Here is a 20610-nt window from a genome sequence, read left to right on the forward strand (position 1 = left end):
AAGACGCCGTGTCATCAAAACGCAATGATCCGCCAAGGCGGTTTCGCCTTGGCGGATCAGCTTTGCAGCCCGGGCACCCCCGGGATCATATCGTGGATCGCTTAGGCCGCGGCTGCCTTGGCGTCGGTCGGGACTTCCGCGATGGTCTTCAGGATCTGGGACGCGATCTGGTAGGGGTCGCCCTGCGAATTCGGACGGCGGTCTTCCAGATAGCCCTTGTATCCGTTGTTGGCGAAGGAGTGCGGAACGCGGATCGAGGCGCCACGGTCAGCAATGCCGTAGCTGAACTTGTTCCAGGGAGCGGTCTCGTGCTTGCCGGTCAGGCGCTTGTCGTTGTCCGGCCCGTAGACGGCAATGTGGTCCATGAGATTCTTGTCAAAGGCCGCCATCAGCTTCTCGAAGTACTCCTTGCCGCCGACTTCGCGCATATACTTGGTCGAGAAGTTGGCGTGCATGCCGGAGCCGTTCCAGTCGGTGTCGCCGAGCGGCTTGCAGTGGAATTCGATGTCGATGCCGTAAGCTTCGGTGAGGCGCAGCATCAGGTAGCGCGCCATCCACATTTCGTCAGCGGCCTTCTTGGAGCCCTTGCCGAAAATCTGGAATTCCCACTGGCCCTTCGCCACTTCGGCATTGATGCCTTCATGGTTGATGCCAGCGGCGAGGCAGAGGTTGAGGTGCTCTTCCACGATCTTGCGCGCGACGCTACCGACGTTCGAGTAACCGACGCCGGTGTAGTACGGGCCCTGCGGCGCCGGATAGCCATCCGACGGAAAGCCGAGCGGACGGCCGTCCTTGTAGAAGAAATATTCCTGCTCGAAACCGAACCAGGCGCCTTCATCGTCGAGAATCGTTGCGCGCTTGTTCGAGGCGTGCGGGGTCTTGCCATCGGGCATCATGACTTCGCACATCACCAGCGCGCCGTTTTCCCGCGCAGCGTCCGGATAGACAGCGACCGGCTTCAGCACGCAATCGGAGCTGTGGCCTTCGGCCTGCATGGTCGACGAGCCGTCAAAGCCCCACAGCGGAAGCTGTTCCAGCGTCGGGAACTTGTCGAATTCCTTGATCTGCGTTTTGCCGCGCAGATTCGGCGTCGGCGTATAGCCGTCGAGCCAAATATACTCGAGCTTGTACTTGGTCATTGAGCCTCTCTTGAGTTGCTAGTGGAATGCGGAAGACCGAAGCCTTGAAATCTGGATTTTGACGCCCAGCCCCCTGGAGGTCTCCGCATACGTGTACCCGGCCACGTCAGGCCACGCCCTACTAAGCATTTAACGTGCCAATCGCTGCACTGCGGCAAGACCTGTCCACAGGAGGCCGGGCACGCCAGCTCAAATAAAAGGTGCGACATAGAAGCGCGGCAGGCCTGCAAAACGAGCGGCTGAGCGACAGATTTGAAGTTCGAAATCAGCTCATTTCTCCGGCATTTCCGCTTCCGGACCGTTCCGCGATTAAAGCTGCGCCACCCCTCCGAACCACCCGTCCGGCACGCCAGCCTCCCCGGGCAACCGTCCCGTCGGCTCATGCGTTGATCGTCCACGCGCTGCCTTGCAGGAAGCAACGCCGCGAATGCCTACGAATTAGACACGATGTGACGCTCTCTTGGTCAGCTTGCATCCATCGAGGGCACGAACGATATCGCCCTTTGTAACCACTAGAGAACGAGTCGGGCGCACCATGGAGGCTAGCGCTTCGATAGAAGGAGAGACTGACATGATGAATACGGGTTTGAGTCAGGGGTCTGCCAAGATCTACCAATTCCCAGCCGGGGGCCGCGCGGCTCTCGGGGGACGTCGCTATGGCGAGACCAAGACGGCCGAGATGACCGCCCAGCCGGTCAACCTCGCGGACTGCAGCGGTAGCTGGTACCACGCCGCCGCCATTGCGGACGACAGCAACGAGCGTGACCACTGATGCCTGGAAGGTGTTTGGCAGAAGCGCGCCCAAGTGAGGCGCGGACGGTGAACTAAAAAAGGGTCGGAACAACGCCGTTTCGGCCCTTTTTCATGTCTGCTGCTCGCATGTGGTGGTCGGCCGCCTGGCATGCTTGAGCGTCGTGACCCCGGCCTTGGTGATCCTCAGGGTCACGCCCTTCGCCTGATAACGCGACCCCGACAGCGTCACGCGCTTGGGTAGAGTGAGCGCCTTGCCGTCGAGCTGCAGATGGGCGCGGGAATCGTACTGAAAGAACCCGACCATGAATTGCGCCCCGTCGGCGCAGCGATAGTTCCGGAAACTCGACTGCGCGAACGCGGCTGACGGTGCGCTCGCCACCGCCGCGGCGCATAGCGCAGCGCCAAAAATCGTATTCCTGCGACAATTCATATTTCGCCCCTTGCAGATTTCAGTATAGACGAGACGGGAGCGGACGACATGCCCTTCCGTCGTTTGTCCAGGTGACGGACCCTACCGGCCCCAGAATACGGGCGCCGCTTTGAACCGCCGCCATCTCTTGCGCAGCGTTCTTGCAGCAGCAATCTGATCGTGGGCTTGCCAACCAGCCACTGCGCCGATGGCGAGATGAAGCGCAGGTTGGTCTTCCTGCCTGATGGTGTCGAGCAGAACGCGGGTGCTTGCGATGTCGCGCACGCGTCCGAGACTGGTCTGGAGCCTGGCGAGCCGCCTCGCGTAACGCCTGGCGCGCGCCTGCGTGGCATAAAGCGGCAGAAAGAACTCCGCCGCATAACGCAGCTTCTTGAGGTCGATCCTGAGATCGTGCTGCGCATCGACGTTGAGCTGCCGAAAATGCGCGCCACGCCTGAGCGCCTTGCGATGCAGGCGCGCCAAAATCTTGTTCGCAAGCGTCGGCATCGGTAACGACAGCGCCGCCAGCGCTTCGCTGTCGATCTCGTTGCGCCAGCCACGGCTTTCGACCAGCTGCCCCAGCGAGAGCAGGAAACGGCTGCAGCGGGGATCGGCGAGAACGGTCTGCAAGGCGGCGTAGCTCGATTTGCGCTGCCGTTCGACCGCCTCGCGCAGGCCGCCGAAATCGACATCCGGAGCCGCCGCGACCAGGCGAGTGATGGTCGTCTCGGCGAAAACATCCCACTCCCGCGCCGGGCCGAGCTGCTGCATCAGCCACCGCGCTTCGCTGTTGACCGTCTGGAATGCAGGCGACGGAATATCGCGCCGGAACAGCGCACATATCGTCCGCAAGCGGCGCAAGGCGACGCGCATCTGATGCACGCCTTCAGGGTCCGATCCCGCCTCCGCCACGGCTTGATTTTTCAGAAGATGATGCCAGCAGGTCCCCAACAGGAGTGCGATGACGTCGTCGACCACATGCTCTGCGGTAATACTGAACGGCTCGGCTTTCGCCGCCGGCTGCACGACGTCGAACGCGAGCGCATAGCCGCGCTCCGCCTTGCTGCGCGTACCGACCTGTAGCGGCGCAGCGTCGAGCAATTGCGTTCCGAGATCGAACAGGATGCCGGCATTGCCGCTCTTCAATTCAAGTTCGATTTCGGACAGGACTTCCTGGCGCCCGCCGGCCTCGATCATCCCCTCGTCGAATGCGATTTCAACGGAAGCATCGGGCAGATCGAGCTGCCGCGCGTGCCGGCGAATTCTCGTCGCGAAAACCGGCACCAGCGCGTCGTTGGTGAGCGTCGTCACGGGATCGCCGACCTCGTCGACGGGAAGCCGCTCCAGATCGGGGGCGACGTTGTCAACCGATGCTTCCCACTGCCGTCGGGTCAGAGGTCGTCCGGCATTGGGTAGAAGCTTGAGTGTCTGAATGAAGTGCTTGCCGCTGCGTCGCACGCGCAGCGACATGCCATGCCGGAACAGCAGGCGCTCCGGCGTGTCGTAATACACCGTTTCCAGCCGGTGAACCGCGCCGCGGTTGCGCGCATGCTGCACGATGACAGGCATCTCGCGCAGTTGCTCGAGGGCGCCTTGCGGCGCGAGCAGCTTAAGTTCGATTTCCGCCTGTTCGGGCCGTCGCACAACCATCGTCGCGCCGGAATCGCTCACGACTGGCTGCGGCGCGCTCAACGATGTTACCATTGGGGCGGTGTATGAATTTTTTATGACAATGAAAAGGCGTGTCCAAGTTATCCAGGGGAATGAGCCTACGAATTGAAGCGAGGATCACATAATAGGGTTTGCGCGACGCAGGATTGCGCGTAACGCGCGGCGCCGCAAGCCGCGGGAACGCCTCTCTCAGACCAAGAGCAGGTTCAGCCTGATTCGCAGTGCCGGGTGAGGCCAGGGGTGGTTGACCCCGGGGCACAGCAGTACGGAACCGGGCTTGTTATTGGCCTTCAAACCAAGACCGCCCTCGGGTGGCGGGCCCCGGCCTTTCGCAAGTTGTATGGTCACCGCCCTGCAAGGGTGATAATCTCTATTTCAAATCAACTAGCCGGAGGAGGTCCCGCCATGCTTGCGGAGAAATTCTTCCTGGTGCTGGAAACACTCAGGAGTTTTGCTTCGGACGGAAGCGCAAAGGTGGTTAGCACCACGCCGCATATCCCGGTCAAGGTGCCGCCGCCACAGAAATAGCCCAGAGGCCGCCTCAGTAGGCGGCTTCTTCGCTTTCGGGTTTTCGATTCCATATCCCCTTCACGAACGCCAAGCGCCAAAAATCATAATCGTCCGACAATTGATGTTTCGCCACATGGCGGGTTCAGTGTAGACGAGACGGGGGCGAGCAGCATGCCCTCCGTCGTTTGTCCGCAAGCCACGAGATCGTTCAAACCGCCGATGACAGAATCCCCTGCCTCCCCCGCCCGCCATCTCAATCTCTCCGGCGCCAGCAATTTCCGCGATCTCGGCGGCTATCCCACCAGCGACGGCCGGACCGTGCGCTGGCGGCAGATATTCCGTTCCAACCATCTTGGCCATCTCACCGACGACGATGTCTCCGTGCTGCGGGAGCTCGGCGTCCGCAGCGCGTTCGACTTTCGCGGCACCGAGGAACGCGCCGCCGCCCTGTGCGGCATACGTGAAATCACCGTCCATTCGCTCCCGGTCGAACCCACCGTCGTCGCGGCGCTGCGCGCCATCGCGGCCGCCGGCACGCCGCTGTCGACGGACCATGCCGTCGAGGTGATGCGCGACTCCTACCGCAGCTATGTACAGAAAAACACGCAGCACTTCCGCACGCTGTTTGCACATCTGCTGGAAGATCGCGCGCCGCTGGTGATCCACTGCACCGCCGGCAAGGACCGCACCGGTTTTGCGTGCGCGCTGATCCTGCATACGCTCGGCGTTGCCGACGACATCATCTCGGAAGACTATCTCCTGACCAATCGCTTCTACCGCCGGGATCCCAACTCAAGCATCGACCTGCCCGACGACGTCAAACAGGTGCTCGGCTCGGTGCAGCAATCGTTTCTTGCCGCCGCGTTCGATGCCATCGACGCCGACTATGGCGATCTCGAAACCTATCTTCGCGACGGCCTCGGGCTCGGTACCGCCGAGCGCACCAGCCTCGAAGCGCGCTACCTGCAAGGCTGATCTACAAGACTGACCTAGTCCGACTTCACCCGCCGCACCGACACGACCAGCGCGGACGGCTTGTCGCCTGTCGTCCTGATGTTGACCTGCACTTTATAGTCGTTGCTGGTTTCGCCCTTGGGCACATAGAGCATCGCGGTAAAGCGCAGGCGGCCGCGCGCATCGAGCGTCACCGGCAGATCCTCACGCACACGAAAGGAATTGCCCTGTCGATTTCGCGGCGGCAGCCTGGCCGTCATGACAGGCTCGACCAGCGCGCGCAGGTCGAGCCTGGTCGCCGTTGCACCGTCAATCCGATAATAGGCAAAGGAATCGCTGTCCCAGCGGCTGTTCGCGACCTCGATGACCGCCCGGCTATCGGGCGACCAGACCGCGAGCAGATCGTAGCGGTTCGCCCGCATTTCGCCGGTCGCCCAATACTCACCACCGAGCTTGGCGAGCACGGTGCCGTCAGCGATGCGGATCAGGAGATTTTCGACGCCGGCTGGCTGCAGATCGCGGCCGGATGGCAGGCCCTGCTCGCTGCGCCAGGCGAACGCGTAATTCTTCGATGGAGAAGTGGTGTCGGCGACGACACGCATGGCGGCCTTCCCCTCGCCGCACACGAGGCCGCCTTGTTGATCGGCAACGCAGGCCTGCGCATGCGCAACAGCCGCTTGCTGCACATAGAGCGCGGTAAGAACGAGTGGAAGAGCCAGAGCTGGGCGCATGCCGCGATCCTATCCGGCGCACGCAAACCGTAAAGTAGGCCGCAAACCAAACCTTGGACGGTTCGGAGGGCGGCGCGCTATCGGCTCAAGCGGCCGCTTCCATTTCCATTTCGGCATCGAGATCGGCGATGACGTCCTCGAACGCCGAGATCGCCTGCTGGATCGCAGCGATCTGCATCAATTCCCAGCTCGAGACCGGACCGCTGCGATTCTGCAGCGCTACGACCAGGTCGCGCCGCTGCTCCTTAAGCTGAACAAGCGGTAAACCGTGATCCGGCAAACCCATGACAAATCCCCTGCCTTTTTGTTGGTAGCCGGTTGTACCGAACGGATTCTGAAAACGGCTTACAGAACTCCGGCAAATTTTATCGATTCCGCCCTATCCCGTAGTCCTACGCAATTCGCCTCCTCCGGATGGGCGCGGCTCGCGGCAATTTGGGCGCGTGAGACAGATCGTTCCATGCAGAATTCGCCGCATCCCAGTGAAAAACTCCTGATATGGTGCGCTCCCGTTTCCCGGCAGGCGGAGGCCCTTCATGGACGGAAAAGTCATTGTCGTGACCGGCGCGCTGGGTGCGCTCGGCCGGGTGGTCGTGGACGAAGCGCTGGCGCGGGGCGCCCGGATTGCAAGCGTCGATCATGCGCCGACGCAAGTGCCGGCCACGGTTGATCTGTTCGAGCTCGGCGGTGTCGACCTCACCGATGCAGCCCAGGCCGGCAAGGCGATCGCGGCCGCTGCGGCGCATTTCGGCAAGCTCGACGCGCTGATCAATATCGCCGGCGGCTTCGCATTCGAGACAGTGACCGACGGCGATCCCAAAACGTGGCAGCGGATGTACGCGCTCAACGTCATGACCGCGCTGAACGCATCGCGCGCGGCAATCCCGCATCTCATCGCGTCGGGCGCCGGCCGTATCATCAATATCGGCGCGATGGGCGCGCTGCAGGCCGGGAGTGGCATGGGCGCCTACGCCGCCTCCAAGGCCGGCGTGCACCGCCTCACCGAGGCGCTTGCTGCCGAACTCAAGGGCAAGATCACGGTCAACGCCGTGCTGCCGTCGATCATCGACACCGCGGCCAACCGCGCCAGCATGCCCAAAGCCGATTTCACCCAATGGGTGACGCCGAAGGAATTGGCCGACGTGATCCTGTTCCTCGCCAGCGACGCCGCAAGCGCCGTCACCGGCGCGCTGCTGCCGGTGAACGGGAGGGTTTAGCCTTCAATCTCCACCAGCTTTCGCAGCACCGCCTTGAAGCGGATGCTGCGCTTGCCGGCGAGCGCGGTGGCTTCGCCTTCGGCGCCCTCGCCGTCATACGTGCCGGAAAAACCGATACCGACCTCATGGCCGCCAAACACCGGCCGCTCGCCCTTTGCTGCCGTATGTTCGCGGTTGACGAGTTCGCCCTTCCATCTCCCGTTCGCCGCCGTGTAGGCCCCGATATAGTCGAAGAACGCATCGCCGCCCCTGATGCGTCCGTCATGCAGCATCATGACACCGGTGTTGCCGGCATCGATGCCGTCGAGCATGCGGATGTGGATGGAGTAGAGCCCGTTGCCAATCCCGTCGGGGCCGACCGCACCGGGCGGCGGCGCGTCGGAATCGTTGATCGGGGTCAGCACGGTCGTGAACCGGACTCCCGGCAAGGCCGCGCTGCCGCCCTCGAAATGAACTTCCTCCCCGCGGCGCACGCCGGTGAAATGCATCGCGATATTGTCGACCTCGAACATCGGGACATATCTGGGGTCGTGGTAGTGGCGCGACATCACGCATTCGGCGGAGACGACGCCGCAGGCCTCGACAAAATGGCCGACGAATGAAGAGCCGGAATCGCCGCCATAGAGCCTGCCGCCCGCGGTGGCGAACATCACGCCGGAACCTTCGCCGCGCTCCGTCGTGAAACGGAATTTGTACAACCCCTTCAGCACGCCCTGCTCACTCCGAAAATCGGCAAAGGTCTATGCCCCGCGAACGATCGATCGCGGGGTTCCCTCAATTGCCGTTGGCCTTGTCCCCGGCCCCAGATTAGCCGCTGAGATGCTGCCCGATCAAACGCTTTGCCGGAATTCGGCTAGAGTCCGGACGTTGAGTCGCGGCCCACGCGCCGCCGGAGCAAATCTTGGAAACCGCGCTTTATCTTCCCGTCAAACGCTTCCTGGAAAAGCTCGGCTTCACCGTCAAGGGCGAGGTCGGGGGCTGCGACCTGGTGGCGTTGAGCGGCGACGATCCGCCGGTCGTGGTGATCGGCGAACTGAAGCTTTCCTTTAACCTGGAACTGATCCTGCAGGCGGTGGATCGCGCGGGCGCAGCCGACGAGGTCTGGCTGGCGGCCAAATTATCGGCCCGCGGCAAGGGCCGCGAGAGCGACGCGCGCTATCGCAATCTCTGCCGCCGCTTGGGCTTCGGCATGCTGGCGGTCACCAACACGGGCGATGTCGAGGTGATCGTCCAGCCTGCGACGGCAGCCCCTCGCCGCAACCCAAAAAAGCGGTCACGGCTGGTCACCGAGCATCAGAAGCGCAAGGGCGATCCTGCCATGGGCGGATCGACGCGCGCACCGATCATGACGGCCTATCGCCAGCAGGCGCTGGCCTGCGCCTCGGCGCTGTCAGGCGGGCCGCGGCGTGTGAAGGATTTGCGAACCGAAATTCCCGACGCCGGAAAAATCCTGTTGCATAACGTCTATGGCTGGTTCGATCGCGCCGAGCGCGGCATCTATGTGTTGACCGATGCCGGACATGCCGCGCTGAAGCGCTGGCCGCAGCAGCCGCTGGACCTGAGCGCCGCCGGCAATTCCGCGCCGTGAGAGCTGCGACAAAAACGGGAGGACAACATGATCGTGGTGACCGGCAGCGTGACCGCGCGCGCGGACAGCTTTGACGAGGTACGCAAATTGAGTCTCGAACACGTTCGTCGCTCGCGCACCGAGCCCGGCTGCATCTCCCACGCCGTCCATGTCGATTGTGAAAATACGCTGCGGCTGGTGTTTTTCGAGCAATGGGCCGATCGCGCCGCCCTGCTGGCGCATTTTGCCGTCCCTGCCTCGCGCGATTTCGTCCGGTCGCTGCAAGCCCTTGCGGAAAGCGCCACCACCATCGAACTGTATGACGCTACCAGGCTGGAGAAATTGTAGGTGCATGGCTGTATTGCCATGCGAAATTCGTATTGCAATGCAGCATAAGGGCACCTAGGTATCTCCGCAATGATATGCGAGGCCCCTATGAGCGAAGACTGGAACACGAAATACGGCACACGGCGCGTGCGGCGGGATCCGCCGACGCTGGAGGAGGCAATCTTCGCCGCGGTAGGGATCACCGACGATCAGCAGCAGCAGGCGGAAATCGCCGCCGCGCTGATGGGCCTGCCCTACGAGGAAGTGCTGGCTGAAGTGAAGAAGACCGGCCGCGCCGTAGCGCGATCGGCCACCCGCATCATCGCGGGCGAGCAAGGCGCCCAGCGCGCCGTCGTGGTCGAGCGCCGTGTCATCAGGCGATTCGGCAACGACAAGCGCACCGGCACCTGAAGCCCATAGCGTTTTTGAAAAGACCAGAGCCCGGTTCTGTTTCAATCAGAACCGGGCTCTAAGTTTTGGGCAATTCGCTGGATCCAACATCAGCGAATTGCCCTGATTGAACGCGCCGCTCAGGCAGCGCGACCCCAGCCATACATCCGCAGCAGCATCCGCCAATAGGCGCGGTTGAAATTCGCGACCGTGCGCGCGGCGTTCAGCGTGCTGTCCGCCCAGGTGGTCGCAAGCTCTGTGTGATCCTGTTTCGTCAGGTCGATGGTACCGGTGGATTCGCCGTGCCGGAACACCAGCTGCGCGCCGAACTTGTTGGCGAGCGCCCGCATCGGCTCGTTCTGCGCACCAGTCGTGATCCGCAGGCTCTTGTAGCCCTTGGCGCGCGCCACCGTGATCAGCTTGCGGAACAGGATGCTGCCGACGCCCCGCCGACGCACCGACGCTTCAACGCTGAAGGCGATCTCGGGCAGCGAATCCGGTGACTGGTCCGGCGGATGCAGCTCCGCTGCGCCCCGAACCACGCCGTTTTCAAAGAAGGCGATGATGGTCGTGCCGTCATTGGCGCATTTCTCGGCGTAGCGCTCGATGAAGCTGTCGTCCATGAAGCCATGGAAACGGTCGCGGCGGCTGGTGCGGTCGAGCCGCAGCAGGTGATCGCGCAACAGCGGCAATTCTTCCTGCTGGCTCAGCGTGCGCACGCTGCTATTGGCGAGCGCGGCCGCGATATGGGTGAGGTACATATCCTAAACTCCTCTGAGAGAAGCCCTCGAGGAGGCGTCGAATCCCTAGACCATCTATATTGTGCATCGCAGCATGAAATTCAAGCCCGGATTGTCCGTATACTGCCTTAAATAATGGCAATCATTCCAGCGGCTTAGCGACATCACTATTAACCAATTGTGAAGGCTGGGCACCCGGCGCAGACTGGGCACGGGGATTGCTTATTTCTGAACGCTGCAGGCTTTAAACAACACCCGGATGGTTCGTGGAGGTCCGTCGTGGCTGTCATGCTCGACACGAGTTCGTGCCTTCCGGAGCGCCGGCTCGCGGTGTGGCAGGACATCGTCTGCGACACCTTCGTCGGCCTCGACTGCAAATCGGACATGCGCGGCGCGTTCTGGGGCGCGGTGTCGCAATGCAGAATCGGACCGGTGGCGCTTACGCAGGTCGATTCCACCGCCCAGCGGGTATTCCGTACGCCGTCGCGAATAGCCCGCGCCAGCGAAGATTACGTGCTGATGGCGCTCGGCAACAACGGCGTGAACGGCGTCTTCCAGGACGGCCGCGAAGCTGTTGTCTCCGCCGGACAATTCGTCCTTTATGACACCACCCGTCCCTACGAGCTGCGCTTCGACGACAGTTTTTCGCAGACCATCTTCCAGATGCCGCGCAAGCTGCTGCAACAGCGCGTCGGCTCGTTCGATGGTTTGACCGCGACCACGTTCGCCGGCGATCGTCCGCTCGAACGGCTGACCTATGATTTCGCGCGCAATGTGAGCCGGACGATCGAGCAGGTCGATGCCGCGGCCGCAAGCCGCCTGCTCGACCAGACGCTCGACCTGCTCGCGATGACGCTTGCCGACAGGCTGCACGCGCGCCTGCCGGACCAGTCGGTCCACCGGTCAGCGCTGCTCTATCGCCTCAAGAATCATATCCTGACGCATCTCGCCGATCCCGAACTATCGCTGCCGCGCGCCGCGGCGGCGACAGGAATCTCGCGGCGTTACGCCAGCGATCTGATGGCCGCCGAACAGACCTCGTTCCGCGGCTACGTGCAGACGCAGCGGCTGGAGCGCTGCAAGCGCGACCTCGCCGATCCTGCGTATCAGGCCCGGCACATCGGCGAGATCGCCTTCGCATGGGGCTTTAACGACCTCGCCCATTTCAGCCGCATCTTCAAGCAGCGGTTCGGCGTCTCGCCGCGCGAATGGCGCGAGCTGCCGCGCCATTGACCGCCCCGCATCCTCCTTCCTGCCACGCCACAGCCATCCGGCGTCCATCTGCCGGTTAAGACAAGTTTTCGTGCCGCTGCGGACAAGCGGCGTGCGTCGCCATGGCTGTAGGTTGGCGACCGAGCGATTGTCGGTCGCCAACGCGAAAGGAACGATGCGATGGGTCTGGTTCATCAGAAATACAAGGTGGCGGTGGTTCAGGCGGCGCCGGTTTTTCTCGATCTCGATGCTACCGTCGACAAGACCATCGCGCTGATCGAGGAAGCTTCCGCGCAAGGCGCCAAGCTGATCGCGTTTCCCGAGACCTTCATTCCCGGATATCCGTGGCAGATCTGGCTCGGCGCGCCCGCCTGGGCGATAGGCCGCGGCTTCGTGCAGCGCTACTTCGACAATTCGCTCGCCTTCGACAGCCCGCAGGCGGAAAAGATCCGCAACGCCGTGAAGCGCGCCAAGCTGACCGCGGTGCTCGGACTATCCGAGCGCGACGGCGGCAGTCTCTATATCGCGCAATGGCTGATCGGCCCCGACGGCGAGACCATCGCCAAGCGCCGAAAGCTGCGTCCGACCCATGCCGAACGCACCGTGTTCGGCGAAGGCGACGGCAGCGATCTTGCGGTCCACGATCGCGCCGACGTCGGACGACTCGGCGCGCTGTGCTGCTGGGAGCATCTGCAGCCATTGTCAAAATACGCGATGTACGCCCAGAACGAACAGGTGCATGTCGGCGCCTGGCCAAGCTTTTCGCTGTACGACCCATTCGCGCATGCGCTCGGCCATGAGGTCAACAACGCCGCCAGCAAGGTCTATGCGGTCGAAGGGTCGTGCTTCTTCCTCGGTCCCTGCGCGGTCGTTTCGCAGGCAATGATCGACGAGCTCTGCGACTCCCCCGAAAAGCACGCCTTCCTGCATACTGGCGGCGGCCACGCGGTGATCTACGGGCCGGACGGAAGTTCGCTGGCCGAGAAACTGCCGCCCGACCAGGAAGGCATTTTGTACGCCGATATCGATCTCGGCATGATCGGGGTAGCGAAGAACGCCGCCGATCCGGCCGGGCATTATTCGCGGCCCGACGTCACGCGGCTGTTGCTCAACACCACGCGCGCCAACCGTGTTGAGCATTTCTCGCTTCCCGTCGATGCCGAGGTCATGAGCGAAATCAGGCTGCAGGCCTGAAGCGTTTCTATTCTGACAAGGAGCAGGCCGATGGAATCCGCGATTCCCGAACATCTGCAAACCGCACGTACGCGTCACCGCCGGGTCGGCGACGATTATGCGCCGCCCTACCCGTCCTTCGTGGCGCGGCACAGACCAAACGTGACGCGGGTGGTGATGGCCTATTTCGGCCTCCAATCCCGCGGCGCTCCGCCGGCCGCCGCCGAGCAGGCGTTGGCGCGGCTCACGTCGGATTTCGCAACGGCCGATGGCCCATCGCATTGGGACCGCGCGAGCTATGTCGACGAGGCCGGCTTCACCAACGTCGTCACAGTGGCGTATTGGGACGACCGGCAAACATTCGATCGCTGGTTTCCGGCCGCGCGCGAGCGCTGGACCGGCGAGCAGCGGACCAACAACGGGTTCGGTACCTTCATCGAAGCGCTTTATCCCTCCGTGGAGGGCTATGAAACGCTGTTCTCTTCCCTCGGAAGGCCCGAAGGCGTCGCCGTTCTCGCCGACGGCATGAGCGGCGAAGTTTTGGAGCACGCCTATTGGGGCGGCATGCGCGACCGCATCCCGTTGTCGCAAACCAGCGAGATGGCGCCGTCAGGCGCGCCCCGCGCGATCCGCGACGGGGCACGCATCCGGATCGTGCCGCATGACAACCTCTGCCTGATCCGATCGGGCCAGGATTGGGGCAACACCGAAGCCGCCGAACGCAAGATGTATCTCGGCGATGTCGAGCCGGTGCTGCGGGAAGGCATGGATTTCTTGCGCGACCAGGGACGTTCGATCGGCTGCTACGCCAACCGTTACATGACCGTCGTCGGAGCGGACGGCGCCGTGACCGAAAAATCCTACGGCATGAGCTGGTGGAAAAGCCTGTCGGCGCTGGAACGCTGGGCTGAATCGCATCCGACCCATGTCAGGATTTTCGGCGCCGCCATGAAATATCTGTCGACGCTGGGGCCTGCCGCAAAACTGCGGCTCTACCACGAAGTCACCGTCGCCCGCGCCGACGAACAGCTTTTCGAATATGTGGATTGTCATCCGCAAACCGGAATGCTGAACGCCGTGCAGACGGTGGAGGCGGCCTGAAGCTACAGCACCATCTGGGTCTGGGTCACGATCGCCACGAGTTTGCCGTCCTCGGTTTCCAGGCGGGTCTGCCAGACTTGGGTGCGGCGTCCCCTATGCACCGGGGTTGCAGTGGCGATCACCGTCTGCCCCTCCTTGGCGCCGCCGATAAAGTTGGTCTTGCTCTCGATCGTCGTGGTGCCCTTGGCGTCCTCAGGCAGGTTGATGACGGTCGCCGCAGCGCCAACCGAATCCGCGAACGCCATCACCGCGCCGCCGTGAATCGTGTTGCGCAGCGTGCAGAGGTCCGGCCGCACCAGCATACGCGCGACCACGCGATCCTTTTCGACTTCAGTGAATTTCACGCCCTTCAGCTCCGCGAACGGCATCTTCATCGCATTGACTTTGTCGAGCAGCGACATGTTCCGGCGGTCCTCCCGTTTCTTGCAATGCACTTCTGATACGCGGGATCGCGTGGCCGATCCATCGATCCCGATCGAAGCATGGACGGCGCACGTAAGCCAGACAATGACTTCCGAGGTAATGGCTGCCGTGACAATGCCCTGTTAATTCGGCATATCGTCCGTATGCGCCAGTTCCCACCCCGCCGGATCGTTTGCCTCACCGAAGAGACCGTCGAGACGCTGTACCTGCTCGGTGAGCAGGACCGCATCGTCGGCGTCTCCGGCTATGCGGTGCGGCCGCCGGGAGTGCGCCGCGAAAAGCCGCGGGTTTCCGCCTTCATCTCCGCGGACATTCCGAAGATTCTGGCGCTGGAGCCGGATCTCGTGCTGGCGTTTTCCGACCTGCAAGCGAATATCGTTGCCGACCTGGTGCGCGCGGGCGTCGCCATCCACGTCTTCAACCAGCGCGACATCCCGGGCATTTTCGCGATGATCCGCACGCTTGGCGCCATTGTCGGGGCAGCGGAACGTGCCGATCAACTTGCTAGTGATCTTGAACAGCGTCTTGCGCGGATCGCCGCGACGCCCCGGCTATCGCCCAAGCCAAAAGTCTATTTCGAGGAGTGGGACGATCCGCTGATCTCCGGCATCGGCTGGGTATCTGAACTGATCGAGATTGCCGGCGGCGAGGACGCGCTACCAAAACTGCGGTTTCAGCAGGCGGCCAAGGATCGGATCATTGCGCCTGATGTGGTGCGCGAGGCCGCCCCCGATGTGATCCTGGCGTCATGGTGCGGCAAGAAGGTCGTGCCGGATCGCATCCGGCAGCGTCCGGGCTGGGGAGATATCCCGGCGGTGAAGAACAACCGCATCGTCGAGATCAAGTCGACGATCATCCTGCAGCCGGGGCCAGCGGCGCTGACCGATGGGCTTGATGCGATCGTGAAGGCGTTGTGGGGATAACCGACCATCTAACCGTCGTCCCTGCGAACGCAGGGACCCATACGCCGCGGCCCATTAATGACGCGGCGTAGCAGTTACCTCCCGTTCCAATAAGCGCCGGTGGTTATGGGTCCCTGCGTTCGCAGGGACGACGGGAGAGTGACCTACACCCTCTCCACCCCGCACCAATCCGCGATGAACAGCGCGGTCGCCTTCGTCGACTTCCGCAGCGACTCCAGTTCGACATATTCGTTGAAGCCGTGCATCGCCGCACCCGTCGCGCCGAAGCACAGGCTCGGGATGTTGTAGTTCAACCCGTAGAACCGCGTATCGGTCAGCGCGGTGAACGCGCGGTCCGGCACCGTGCCGCCATAGACAGCGCCAAACGCTTTTGCAAATGCGGCCTCCGGTTCGGCCGAATTCGTCAGCTCATACCCCTCCGACAGGAAGCCCGACCATTCGACCTGCGGCGGATTGTTGGAGAGAAATCTGTGGTCACGCGCCGAAGCCGACACGCAGGCCAAAATCTCCTTCTGGCATTCCGCAATCGACCAACCCGGCAGCACCGCGATCCGGCAATCGACATCGCACCAGGCCGGCACGCTGGAGGCCCAGTCGCCACCCTTGATGATGCCGGGGTTGAAGTTGAGCGGATGGGCGACCGCGTTGAAATGGCGATCCGCCTTGGCGCGCTCGTTCCACTCTTCTTCGAGCTTCTGCAGCGAATGAATCAGATGATACGCCGCCATGATGGCGTTGGCGCCCGCGCCGGCCTCGAACACATGCACCGGAAAACCGCGCACCTTGAGGCGAAACCAGATCACGCCGACCTGCGAGCGCACCATGGTCTCGCCGGTCGGCTCCGGGATGAAGCAGGCGTCCGCGCGGTAGCCGCGCTGCAAGGTCGAGAGCGCGCCGACGCCGGTGGATTCTTCTTCGATCACGGACTGGAAGTGGATGCGCCCGGTCGGCTTCAGCCCAGCGGCCTTGATCGCATCCAGCGCATACAGCGCGCCGATGGTGCCGGACTTCATGTCGCAGGCGCCGCGGCCGTACATCCGGCCGTCCTTGATGACCGGCGAGAACGGCGGCGTCTCCCACATGTCGAGGGGACCTGTCGGAACGACGTCGCAGTGGCCCTGCAGGATCAGCGATTTGCCGGCATTGTTCGCGGGACGGCAGGTGCCGACAACCGAGCGCGCCCTGGAGAAATCATGCTCGATCGGCCCAAAGCCGCGCAGATCCTTCAAATCCCCGACGTCGATATGCCAGTCGTCGACCTCATAGCCGCGCTGGCGCAGGAGATCGCCGATCATGTCCTGGCACGGCCCCTCGGCGCCGCGGGTCGAGGGGATAGCAACGAAATCCCTTGTCGTCGCCAGTTGCGCATCAAAGCCGGCGTCAACGGCATCGAGGATTTTTTGTTGCGTATCGGTCGTCATGCGGCGGCTCCAGTCGAGAATTCAAAGAGATCGGGAGCGCGCACCCTACCCCGATCTCAGCCGCCGGCGTAATGCGCAAAATGCGCATCCCGCAATGCATCTTCGAGCAGGCGGCCTTCCGAATAGCCGCGCAGCGACGCCGGGCGCTCGACGCCGTCGAGCAGCCGCGGGCACGGTTCAGGCGCGCCCAGCACGGTACGCACCGGAATGCGCTCGGCATAGATCGGCAGCTCGTAGTCCTCGTCGTCGTCGGCGACGCCCTTCGACCTGATCTTGGCGGACGCCTGCTCGATTTCCATCGCTATCACCGACGTCGCCTTGATCTCCTGCACCGTGCTTTGTCTTAAGGTCGCGGTCCGATCGGGGAAGAAGCGGTCGACCATCGCGACCAGCGCACGCTCCTTCTCGGCCGCATCGGTGACGAGGTAGGCAGTGCCGAACGCCATCACCGCGCGGTAATCCGCCGAATGATTGAAGCCGCATCTGGCCAGCACCAGGCTGTCGAGATGGGCGACGGTGAGACACGCCCTCTGGCCGTCGGACTGGTTCCGCAACATGCGGCTGGCGCTGCTGCCGTGCCAGTACAGATTGTTTTCCTCCCGCCAGAAGAATGTTGGCGTGCAGTAGGGTTGGCCGTCGATCACGTAGGAAACGTGGCAGAGCATCGAGGCATCGAGCAGGCCGTGAATCGTCGCTTTGTCGTAAGAGCCGCGCTCGTGCAGGCGCTTGACCCGGTTGCGTGGTGACAACGGGTAGGAAGTGGTGGTCTCGCCTTCGGTTATCACGTCAGCTCCTCTCGGGATTGGCCCAGTCGAAGAAGTTGTACCGGCGAATTTGGTCTGCGATAGTGCCAATTCCATGCGAAAAATTCCGACCAATTCTCCGGCGACCCGGCGCAAGGCCGAGCTTCCGCTCGACCTTGACGGGCCCCATGTAACGCAAGACGCCTCCTCGCAGCACCGGCTCTATCAGGCGCTCTGCCACGCCATAATCGGCGGGATCGCCAAACCGGGCGAGCCGCTGCCGCCGCAGCGCACGCTGGCAAAACAGACCGGCTTTCGCCGCAACGCCGTCACCTCGGCCTATGAGCGGCTGATCGCGGACGGCTTTGCGGTAGCCACCACAGGCTCCGGCACGTTCGTCGCCGCCCGCATTCCCGCCCACGTCAACGACGCACGCAAGACCAGGATCGCGGTCGAGGCGCCGCAGCAAGGCGCGCTCGCGCTCGGCTGCACGCATATCGATGAAAGGGCGCTGCAGCGCTTCAGGGCGTTTGCCGGCCGGCGCTTGCGCGCCTTCGGCAACGAGCACCTGCAATACGGCGACCCCAGGGGCAGCCGCGAACTGCGCGCCGCGATTGCCGATCATTTGTTGGCGGCACGAGGGCTGCGCTGCGATCCGGACCAGATCATGCTGGCGTCGGGAACGCAGCACGCCTTGCGGATCGTGCTGGGCGCAATCCTCAAGCCCGGCGATCACATCTGGTGCGAGGATCCCGGCTATCCTGCCGCGCGAAGGGCAATCGGGCATTATGGCCTGCGCCCCGTCTCCGTCCCGGTCGACTCTTCCGGCATGATCGTGGCCAAAGGCCGGGCGCTGGCGCCGTCGGCGGGCGCGGCCTATGTGACGCCGTCGCACCAGTTTCCGCTGGGTGTGCAGATGTCGATGACGCGGCGGCTGGAATTGCTCGACTGGGCCAGGGAGACGAGCGCCTTCGTGATCGAAGACGATTACGACAGCGAGTTTCGCTACAACGGCGCGCCATTGCTGTCGCTCGCCGGCATCGATCATCTCTCGCGCGTCATCTATATGGGCACGTTTGCAAAGACGCTGTTTCCCGGATTGCGCATCGGCTATTGCGCGATGCCCGAACGACTGGTCGGGCCGGTGACGACGGCCCGCGCCGCGCTCGACCGCTTTCCCGGCACGCTGCTCGAGGGCGCGGTGGCGGACATGCTCAATTCCGGCGCGTTCGCGGCAAATCTGCGCAAGGTGCGCGGGATCTATCGCGAAGCGCGTGACGTCCTGGCTTCAACCTTGTCGGCGGCATCGGACGGGCTTCTCACGGTGCCGGTGCCCTCGCAGGGCCTGCATCTGGTCGCGCGGTTCGATCCATCGACCGATCCGCTGGTGGCCGCCAAGGCAAAGACGGAGGCCGGCGTCGCGGGCTGGCTGCTGGCGGAAACCTATTTTCGTGCGCGTCCCCTTCCAGGTTTCGTCCTCGGCTTTGCCGGCCATCCCCTGCCGCAACTGATCGCGTCGGCCGAACGGCTGGCGAAGTCATCGCTCGCTGCCTTTCAAATAAGTCGCTGGCCGAACAAGGGTGGAACCGGCAAGGTCAAACAGCGGAAGGCCGCGACCTGACCGCAGGCGTCGGCCGTCGCCCTATCAGAATCGCCGCCGCGTCACTAAGCTCGACGCCTGATTGAATATCACGGCGGAAACACCGGATGCCCGGCAATCGCAACGTTCTGTATCTCGTCATCGGCGTGTTGATCGTCGCGGTCGGCGTGCTCAGCTACAATCTCTACAAAGCCAAGCAGGAACCCGAAGGCCTGCAGATCAATGTCGGGCCCGATGGGCTGAAGATCAAGACCAAGTGAGCGAGGCCGGAATGATGACGACAAAGGCTGCCCGATCGCTTGCCCTCCCCGCGGGCGTCGCGCTGTGGCTCCTTACGAGTCCCGCCGTCGCGCAGGCGGCCTCGCGCGAGCAGGACATTATCGACCTGCGGCTCGGTCAGCGCGTCCTCGTCGACGACGGATCGTGCCCGGCAGGACAAATCAAGGAAGTCCAGGGCTCGCAGATGACGGCTTCAGGCGTGCTACGCACCCGCAAATGCATTCAGCGGCTGGGAACGAAGAAGCGATAGCGGCAACCTTGTAGCGCTAGAACATGCCGTTGGTGTTGGCGGCCTTCTCGGGAATCTCCTGCACGACGTCCCAGTGTTCGACAATCTTGCCGTTCTCGAGCCTGAAAATGTCGACGATGGCGCGGCCGCGCGTACCCTTCTCGCGCACGCTGTGAACGTGCACGATCACGTAGTCGCCGTCAGCGAAGGCGCGCTTGATCTCGCTCCGGGAGTCCGGGAATTTCTCCCGCAAGAAGCCGAGGAAGGCCTTGAAGCCTTCGATGCCGTCCGGCGCCGTCGGGTTGTGCTGGATGTAGTGCGGCCCGAAGAACTTCGCGGCGGCGTCGAAATCCTTGCGGTTGAGCGCCGCATCGTAGAATTCGAGCACGGCTTTCTTGTTGGCTTCCTGCGTCGCGGCGTCGGCGGCGAACGCAGGCGATGTGGCCAGCGACAACAGGCCGATCAGGCCGATAAGAAGAGATCGCATGACAGTTCCCTTGTGCAAGCGGTTTCGATGCCGACGAAACTCGTCGAACGGTCATTGATTACAATGGCCGTTACCGGCGCGTCGAGCCTGCGGAAATTTGGGAGACCAAGTATCGCCGAGGTTACTGGTTCGTCGCCGGCTCGAACATGCATTGCAATGTCGGCTTGGCGATCTTGGTGAAGGTCGGGCCGATTTCGGACTGCTTCGACGCCGGCACCCACGCGGTCTCGATCGTCGGCACCCCGGTCTCGCTGATGCCGCGCAGCAGCGCCTCGCGCAGGTCGGCATCTTCCACGGTCGCGGCGGCGTAGTCGTGCAGGCAGCCGCAAACGCTTTCGGGGTGCGCCCAGCGGCCGACCATATGGGGCGCGCAAAGCCGCACGAACTCGCCGCGCGGATCGGGCACCTTGAACAGGGAACGGAACGAGGTCTGCGGCGGCTGAAACTGGAGCTGGACTTGAGCTTGGGCTTGCGCCGAGCCGCTGAGAAGGAGGAACGACAGGATTACAGCGGAGCAGATGCGTACGAACATGCAGGGCCTTTACCGGCGATCTTTTTTGCTATCGGCGACCTTTTGCAAAAGGACTGCTTTTGCAAAAGTTCCGTCACGC

General features: G+C 63.1%; 26 protein-coding genes. 14 read left to right on the forward strand and 12 right to left on the reverse strand.

Annotated features, from left to right (window positions below; genetic code table 11):
* Positions 1-101 precede the first annotated feature (101 nt).
* Complete coding sequence (locus C7G61_RS24490) at positions 102-1139, reverse strand: glutamine synthetase beta-grasp domain-containing protein (RefSeq protein ID WP_108519243.1); 1038 nt, start codon at positions 1137-1139, stop codon at positions 102-104.
* A 571-nt stretch (positions 1140-1710) separates the two neighbouring features.
* Here C7G61_RS24490 and C7G61_RS24495 point away from each other — a divergent pair.
* Positions 1711-1911: a DUF2735 domain-containing protein gene (locus tag C7G61_RS24495; protein WP_108519244.1), complete on the forward strand. Its 201-nt coding sequence runs from the start codon at positions 1711-1713 to the stop codon at positions 1909-1911.
* A gap of 90 nt (positions 1912-2001) precedes the next feature.
* Here the strand turns inward: C7G61_RS24495 and C7G61_RS24500 are convergent, their stop codons facing one another.
* Positions 2002-2322: an MliC family protein gene (locus C7G61_RS24500; protein ID WP_108519245.1), complete on the reverse strand. Its 321-nt coding sequence runs from the start codon at positions 2320-2322 to the stop codon at positions 2002-2004.
* Positions 2323-2403: 81 nt separating this feature from the next.
* Positions 2404-3972 (reverse strand): CYTH and CHAD domain-containing protein, encoded by a 1569-nt coding sequence (locus tag C7G61_RS24505; protein WP_190241956.1) that lies wholly within the window; start codon positions 3970-3972, stop codon positions 2404-2406.
* 405 nt (positions 3973-4377) lie between these two features.
* Between C7G61_RS24505 and C7G61_RS47065 the strand changes: the two genes are divergently transcribed.
* Entirely contained in the window at positions 4378-4500 is a 123-nt protein-coding gene (locus C7G61_RS47065) for a hypothetical protein (RefSeq protein WP_256474405.1), read from the forward strand.
* A 201-nt stretch (positions 4501-4701) separates the two neighbouring features.
* Complete coding sequence (locus tag C7G61_RS24510; protein WP_108519247.1) at positions 4702-5457, forward strand: tyrosine-protein phosphatase; 756 nt, start codon at positions 4702-4704, stop codon at positions 5455-5457.
* A gap of 14 nt (positions 5458-5471) precedes the next feature.
* Here C7G61_RS24510 and C7G61_RS24515 read toward each other — a convergent pair whose 3' ends face one another.
* Both C7G61_RS24515 and C7G61_RS24520 read right to left on the reverse strand, forming a co-directional pair.
* Entirely contained in the window at positions 5472-6167 is a 696-nt protein-coding gene (locus C7G61_RS24515) for a hypothetical protein (RefSeq protein ID WP_108519248.1), read from the reverse strand.
* 85 nt (positions 6168-6252) lie between these two features.
* A complete protein-coding gene (locus C7G61_RS24520; RefSeq protein ID WP_057839937.1) occupies positions 6253-6453 on the reverse strand; it encodes a hypothetical protein in 201 nt (66 codons plus the stop codon).
* Between the two features lie 250 nt (positions 6454-6703).
* On the opposite strand from C7G61_RS24520, the gene fabG reads away from it, so the two are divergent.
* A complete protein-coding gene (gene fabG / locus C7G61_RS24525; RefSeq protein WP_108519249.1) occupies positions 6704-7384 on the forward strand; it encodes a 3-oxoacyl-ACP reductase FabG in 681 nt (226 codons plus the stop codon).
* Here the strand turns inward: fabG and C7G61_RS24530 are convergent.
* On the reverse strand, positions 7381-8094 hold the full coding sequence (locus tag C7G61_RS24530; RefSeq protein ID WP_108519250.1) for a hypothetical protein: 714 nt from the start codon (positions 8092-8094) through the stop codon (positions 7381-7383). The genes fabG and C7G61_RS24530 overlap by 4 nt on opposite strands.
* Positions 8095-8285: 191 nt before the next feature.
* On the opposite strand from C7G61_RS24530, the gene C7G61_RS24535 reads away from it, so the two are divergent.
* The 3 genes from C7G61_RS24535 (at position 8286) to C7G61_RS24545 (ending at position 9689) form a co-directional block, all read left to right on the forward strand.
* On the forward strand, positions 8286-8972 hold the full coding sequence (locus C7G61_RS24535; RefSeq protein WP_108519251.1) for a DUF2161 domain-containing phosphodiesterase: 687 nt from the start codon (positions 8286-8288) through the stop codon (positions 8970-8972).
* Between the two features lie 27 nt (positions 8973-8999).
* A complete protein-coding gene (locus tag C7G61_RS24540) occupies positions 9000-9299 on the forward strand; it encodes a putative quinol monooxygenase (RefSeq protein ID WP_108519252.1) in 300 nt (99 codons plus the stop codon).
* 87 nt (positions 9300-9386) lie between these two features.
* Positions 9387-9689 (forward strand): hypothetical protein, encoded by a 303-nt coding sequence (locus C7G61_RS24545; protein WP_108519253.1) that lies wholly within the window; start codon positions 9387-9389, stop codon positions 9687-9689.
* Between the two features lie 119 nt (positions 9690-9808).
* On the opposite strand, the gene C7G61_RS24550 is transcribed toward C7G61_RS24545, so the two are convergent.
* A complete protein-coding gene (locus C7G61_RS24550) occupies positions 9809-10429 on the reverse strand; it encodes a GNAT family N-acetyltransferase (RefSeq protein WP_108519254.1) in 621 nt (206 codons plus the stop codon).
* Positions 10430-10687: 258 nt separating this feature from the next.
* Between C7G61_RS24550 and C7G61_RS24555 the strand changes: the two genes are divergently transcribed.
* The 3 genes from C7G61_RS24555 to C7G61_RS24565 all read left to right on the forward strand — a co-directional run bounded on the left by C7G61_RS24555 (position 10688) and on the right by C7G61_RS24565 (position 13894).
* Positions 10688-11641, forward strand: coding sequence for an AraC-like ligand-binding domain-containing protein (locus tag C7G61_RS24555; protein ID WP_420836792.1), 954 nt, complete (start codon positions 10688-10690; stop codon positions 11639-11641).
* A gap of 159 nt (positions 11642-11800) precedes the next feature.
* The gene (locus tag C7G61_RS24560) at positions 11801-12814 is read left to right on the forward strand and encodes a carbon-nitrogen hydrolase family protein (RefSeq protein ID WP_108519256.1); all 1014 of its coding nucleotides are present in this window, start codon (positions 11801-11803) and stop codon (positions 12812-12814) included.
* Between the two features lie 30 nt (positions 12815-12844).
* The gene (locus tag C7G61_RS24565; protein ID WP_108519257.1) at positions 12845-13894 is read left to right on the forward strand and encodes a phenylacetaldoxime dehydratase family protein; all 1050 of its coding nucleotides are present in this window, start codon (positions 12845-12847) and stop codon (positions 13892-13894) included.
* 2 nt (positions 13895-13896) lie between these two features.
* On the opposite strand, the gene C7G61_RS24570 is transcribed toward C7G61_RS24565, so the two are convergent.
* Positions 13897-14295, reverse strand: coding sequence for a PaaI family thioesterase (locus C7G61_RS24570; RefSeq protein ID WP_108519258.1), 399 nt, complete (start codon positions 14293-14295; stop codon positions 13897-13899).
* Between the two features lie 165 nt (positions 14296-14460).
* Here C7G61_RS24570 and C7G61_RS24575 point away from each other — a divergent pair, with 165 nt between their 5' ends.
* Positions 14461-15240 (forward strand): cobalamin-binding protein, encoded by a 780-nt coding sequence (locus C7G61_RS24575; protein WP_108519259.1) that lies wholly within the window; start codon positions 14461-14463, stop codon positions 15238-15240.
* 143 nt (positions 15241-15383) lie between these two features.
* Here C7G61_RS24575 and C7G61_RS24580 read toward each other — a convergent pair whose 3' ends face one another.
* Complete coding sequence (locus C7G61_RS24580; RefSeq protein WP_108519260.1) at positions 15384-16661, reverse strand: ArgE/DapE family deacylase; 1278 nt, start codon at positions 16659-16661, stop codon at positions 15384-15386.
* A 56-nt stretch (positions 16662-16717) separates the two neighbouring features.
* Positions 16718-17443 carry a pyridoxamine 5'-phosphate oxidase family protein gene (locus C7G61_RS24585; protein ID WP_108519359.1) on the reverse strand — a complete coding sequence of 242 codons (726 nt, stop codon included), beginning with the start codon at positions 17441-17443 and terminating at the stop codon, positions 16718-16720.
* Between the two features lie 76 nt (positions 17444-17519).
* Here C7G61_RS24585 and pdxR point away from each other — a divergent pair, with 76 nt between their 5' ends.
* From pdxR to C7G61_RS24595, 3 genes are all read left to right on the forward strand, one after another.
* On the forward strand, positions 17520-19025 hold the full coding sequence (gene pdxR / locus C7G61_RS24590) for a MocR-like pyridoxine biosynthesis transcription factor PdxR (protein ID WP_108519261.1): 1506 nt from the start codon (positions 17520-17522) through the stop codon (positions 19023-19025).
* An 86-nt stretch (positions 19026-19111) separates the two neighbouring features.
* Positions 19112-19264, forward strand: coding sequence for a hypothetical protein (locus C7G61_RS44830; protein WP_190241957.1), 153 nt, complete (start codon positions 19112-19114; stop codon positions 19262-19264).
* A 14-nt stretch (positions 19265-19278) separates the two neighbouring features.
* Entirely contained in the window at positions 19279-19533 is a 255-nt protein-coding gene (locus C7G61_RS24595; protein WP_108519360.1) for a DUF6719 family protein, read from the forward strand.
* A 16-nt stretch (positions 19534-19549) separates the two neighbouring features.
* Here the strand turns inward: C7G61_RS24595 and C7G61_RS24600 are convergent, their stop codons facing one another.
* Together C7G61_RS24600 and C7G61_RS24605 are read right to left on the reverse strand one after the other, a co-directional pair.
* On the reverse strand, positions 19550-19999 hold the full coding sequence (locus tag C7G61_RS24600) for a nuclear transport factor 2 family protein (protein WP_108519262.1): 450 nt from the start codon (positions 19997-19999) through the stop codon (positions 19550-19552).
* Between the two features lie 121 nt (positions 20000-20120).
* Positions 20121-20531 carry a hypothetical protein gene (locus tag C7G61_RS24605; protein WP_108519263.1) on the reverse strand — a complete coding sequence of 137 codons (411 nt, stop codon included), beginning with the start codon at positions 20529-20531 and terminating at the stop codon, positions 20121-20123.
* Positions 20532-20610: the final 79 nt, after the last annotated feature.

The sequence above is a fragment of the Bradyrhizobium algeriense genome (assembly GCF_003062295.1).
Taxonomy (GTDB): Bacteria; Pseudomonadota; Alphaproteobacteria; order Rhizobiales; family Xanthobacteraceae; genus Bradyrhizobium; species Bradyrhizobium algeriense.

Bases quoted from the DNA above. Each gene is read 5' to 3' on its own strand.
- fabG (WP_108519249.1), top strand. From the start codon at position 6,704: ATGGACGGAAAAGTCATTGTCGTGACCGGCGCGCTGGGTGCGCTCGGC.
- C7G61_RS24570 (WP_108519258.1), bottom strand. From the start codon at position 14,295: ATGTCGCTGCTCGACAAAGTCAATGCGATGAAGATGCCGTTCGCGGAG.
- C7G61_RS24495 (WP_108519244.1), top strand. From the start codon at position 1,711: ATGATGAATACGGGTTTGAGTCAGGGGTCTGCCAAGATCTACCAATTC.
- C7G61_RS24550 (WP_108519254.1), bottom strand. From the start codon at position 10,429: ATGTACCTCACCCATATCGCGGCCGCGCTCGCCAATAGCAGCGTGCGC.
- pdxR (WP_108519261.1), top strand. From the start codon at position 17,520: ATGCGAAAAATTCCGACCAATTCTCCGGCGACCCGGCGCAAGGCCGAG.
- C7G61_RS24605 (WP_108519263.1), bottom strand. From the start codon at position 20,531: ATGTTCGTACGCATCTGCTCCGCTGTAATCCTGTCGTTCCTCCTTCTC.
- C7G61_RS24540 (WP_108519252.1), top strand. From the start codon at position 9,000: ATGATCGTGGTGACCGGCAGCGTGACCGCGCGCGCGGACAGCTTTGAC.
- C7G61_RS24545 (WP_108519253.1), top strand. From the start codon at position 9,387: ATGAGCGAAGACTGGAACACGAAATACGGCACACGGCGCGTGCGGCGG.
- C7G61_RS24575 (WP_108519259.1), top strand. From the start codon at position 14,461: ATGCGCCAGTTCCCACCCCGCCGGATCGTTTGCCTCACCGAAGAGACC.
- C7G61_RS24510 (WP_108519247.1), top strand. From the start codon at position 4,702: ATGACAGAATCCCCTGCCTCCCCCGCCCGCCATCTCAATCTCTCCGGC.
- C7G61_RS24595 (WP_108519360.1), top strand. From the start codon at position 19,279: ATGACGACAAAGGCTGCCCGATCGCTTGCCCTCCCCGCGGGCGTCGCG.
- C7G61_RS44830 (WP_190241957.1), top strand. From the start codon at position 19,112: ATGCCCGGCAATCGCAACGTTCTGTATCTCGTCATCGGCGTGTTGATC.
- C7G61_RS24490 (WP_108519243.1), bottom strand. From the start codon at position 1,139: ATGACCAAGTACAAGCTCGAGTATATTTGGCTCGACGGCTATACGCCG.
- C7G61_RS24500 (WP_108519245.1), bottom strand. From the start codon at position 2,322: ATGAATTGTCGCAGGAATACGATTTTTGGCGCTGCGCTATGCGCCGCG.
- C7G61_RS24515 (WP_108519248.1), bottom strand. From the start codon at position 6,167: ATGCGCCCAGCTCTGGCTCTTCCACTCGTTCTTACCGCGCTCTATGTG.
- C7G61_RS24560 (WP_108519256.1), top strand. From the start codon at position 11,801: ATGGGTCTGGTTCATCAGAAATACAAGGTGGCGGTGGTTCAGGCGGCG.
- C7G61_RS24520 (WP_057839937.1), bottom strand. From the start codon at position 6,453: ATGGGTTTGCCGGATCACGGTTTACCGCTTGTTCAGCTTAAGGAGCAG.
- C7G61_RS24600 (WP_108519262.1), bottom strand. From the start codon at position 19,999: ATGCGATCTCTTCTTATCGGCCTGATCGGCCTGTTGTCGCTGGCCACA.
- C7G61_RS47065 (WP_256474405.1), top strand. From the start codon at position 4,378: ATGCTTGCGGAGAAATTCTTCCTGGTGCTGGAAACACTCAGGAGTTTT.
- C7G61_RS24580 (WP_108519260.1), bottom strand. From the start codon at position 16,661: ATGACGACCGATACGCAACAAAAAATCCTCGATGCCGTTGACGCCGGC.
- C7G61_RS24565 (WP_108519257.1), top strand. From the start codon at position 12,845: ATGGAATCCGCGATTCCCGAACATCTGCAAACCGCACGTACGCGTCAC.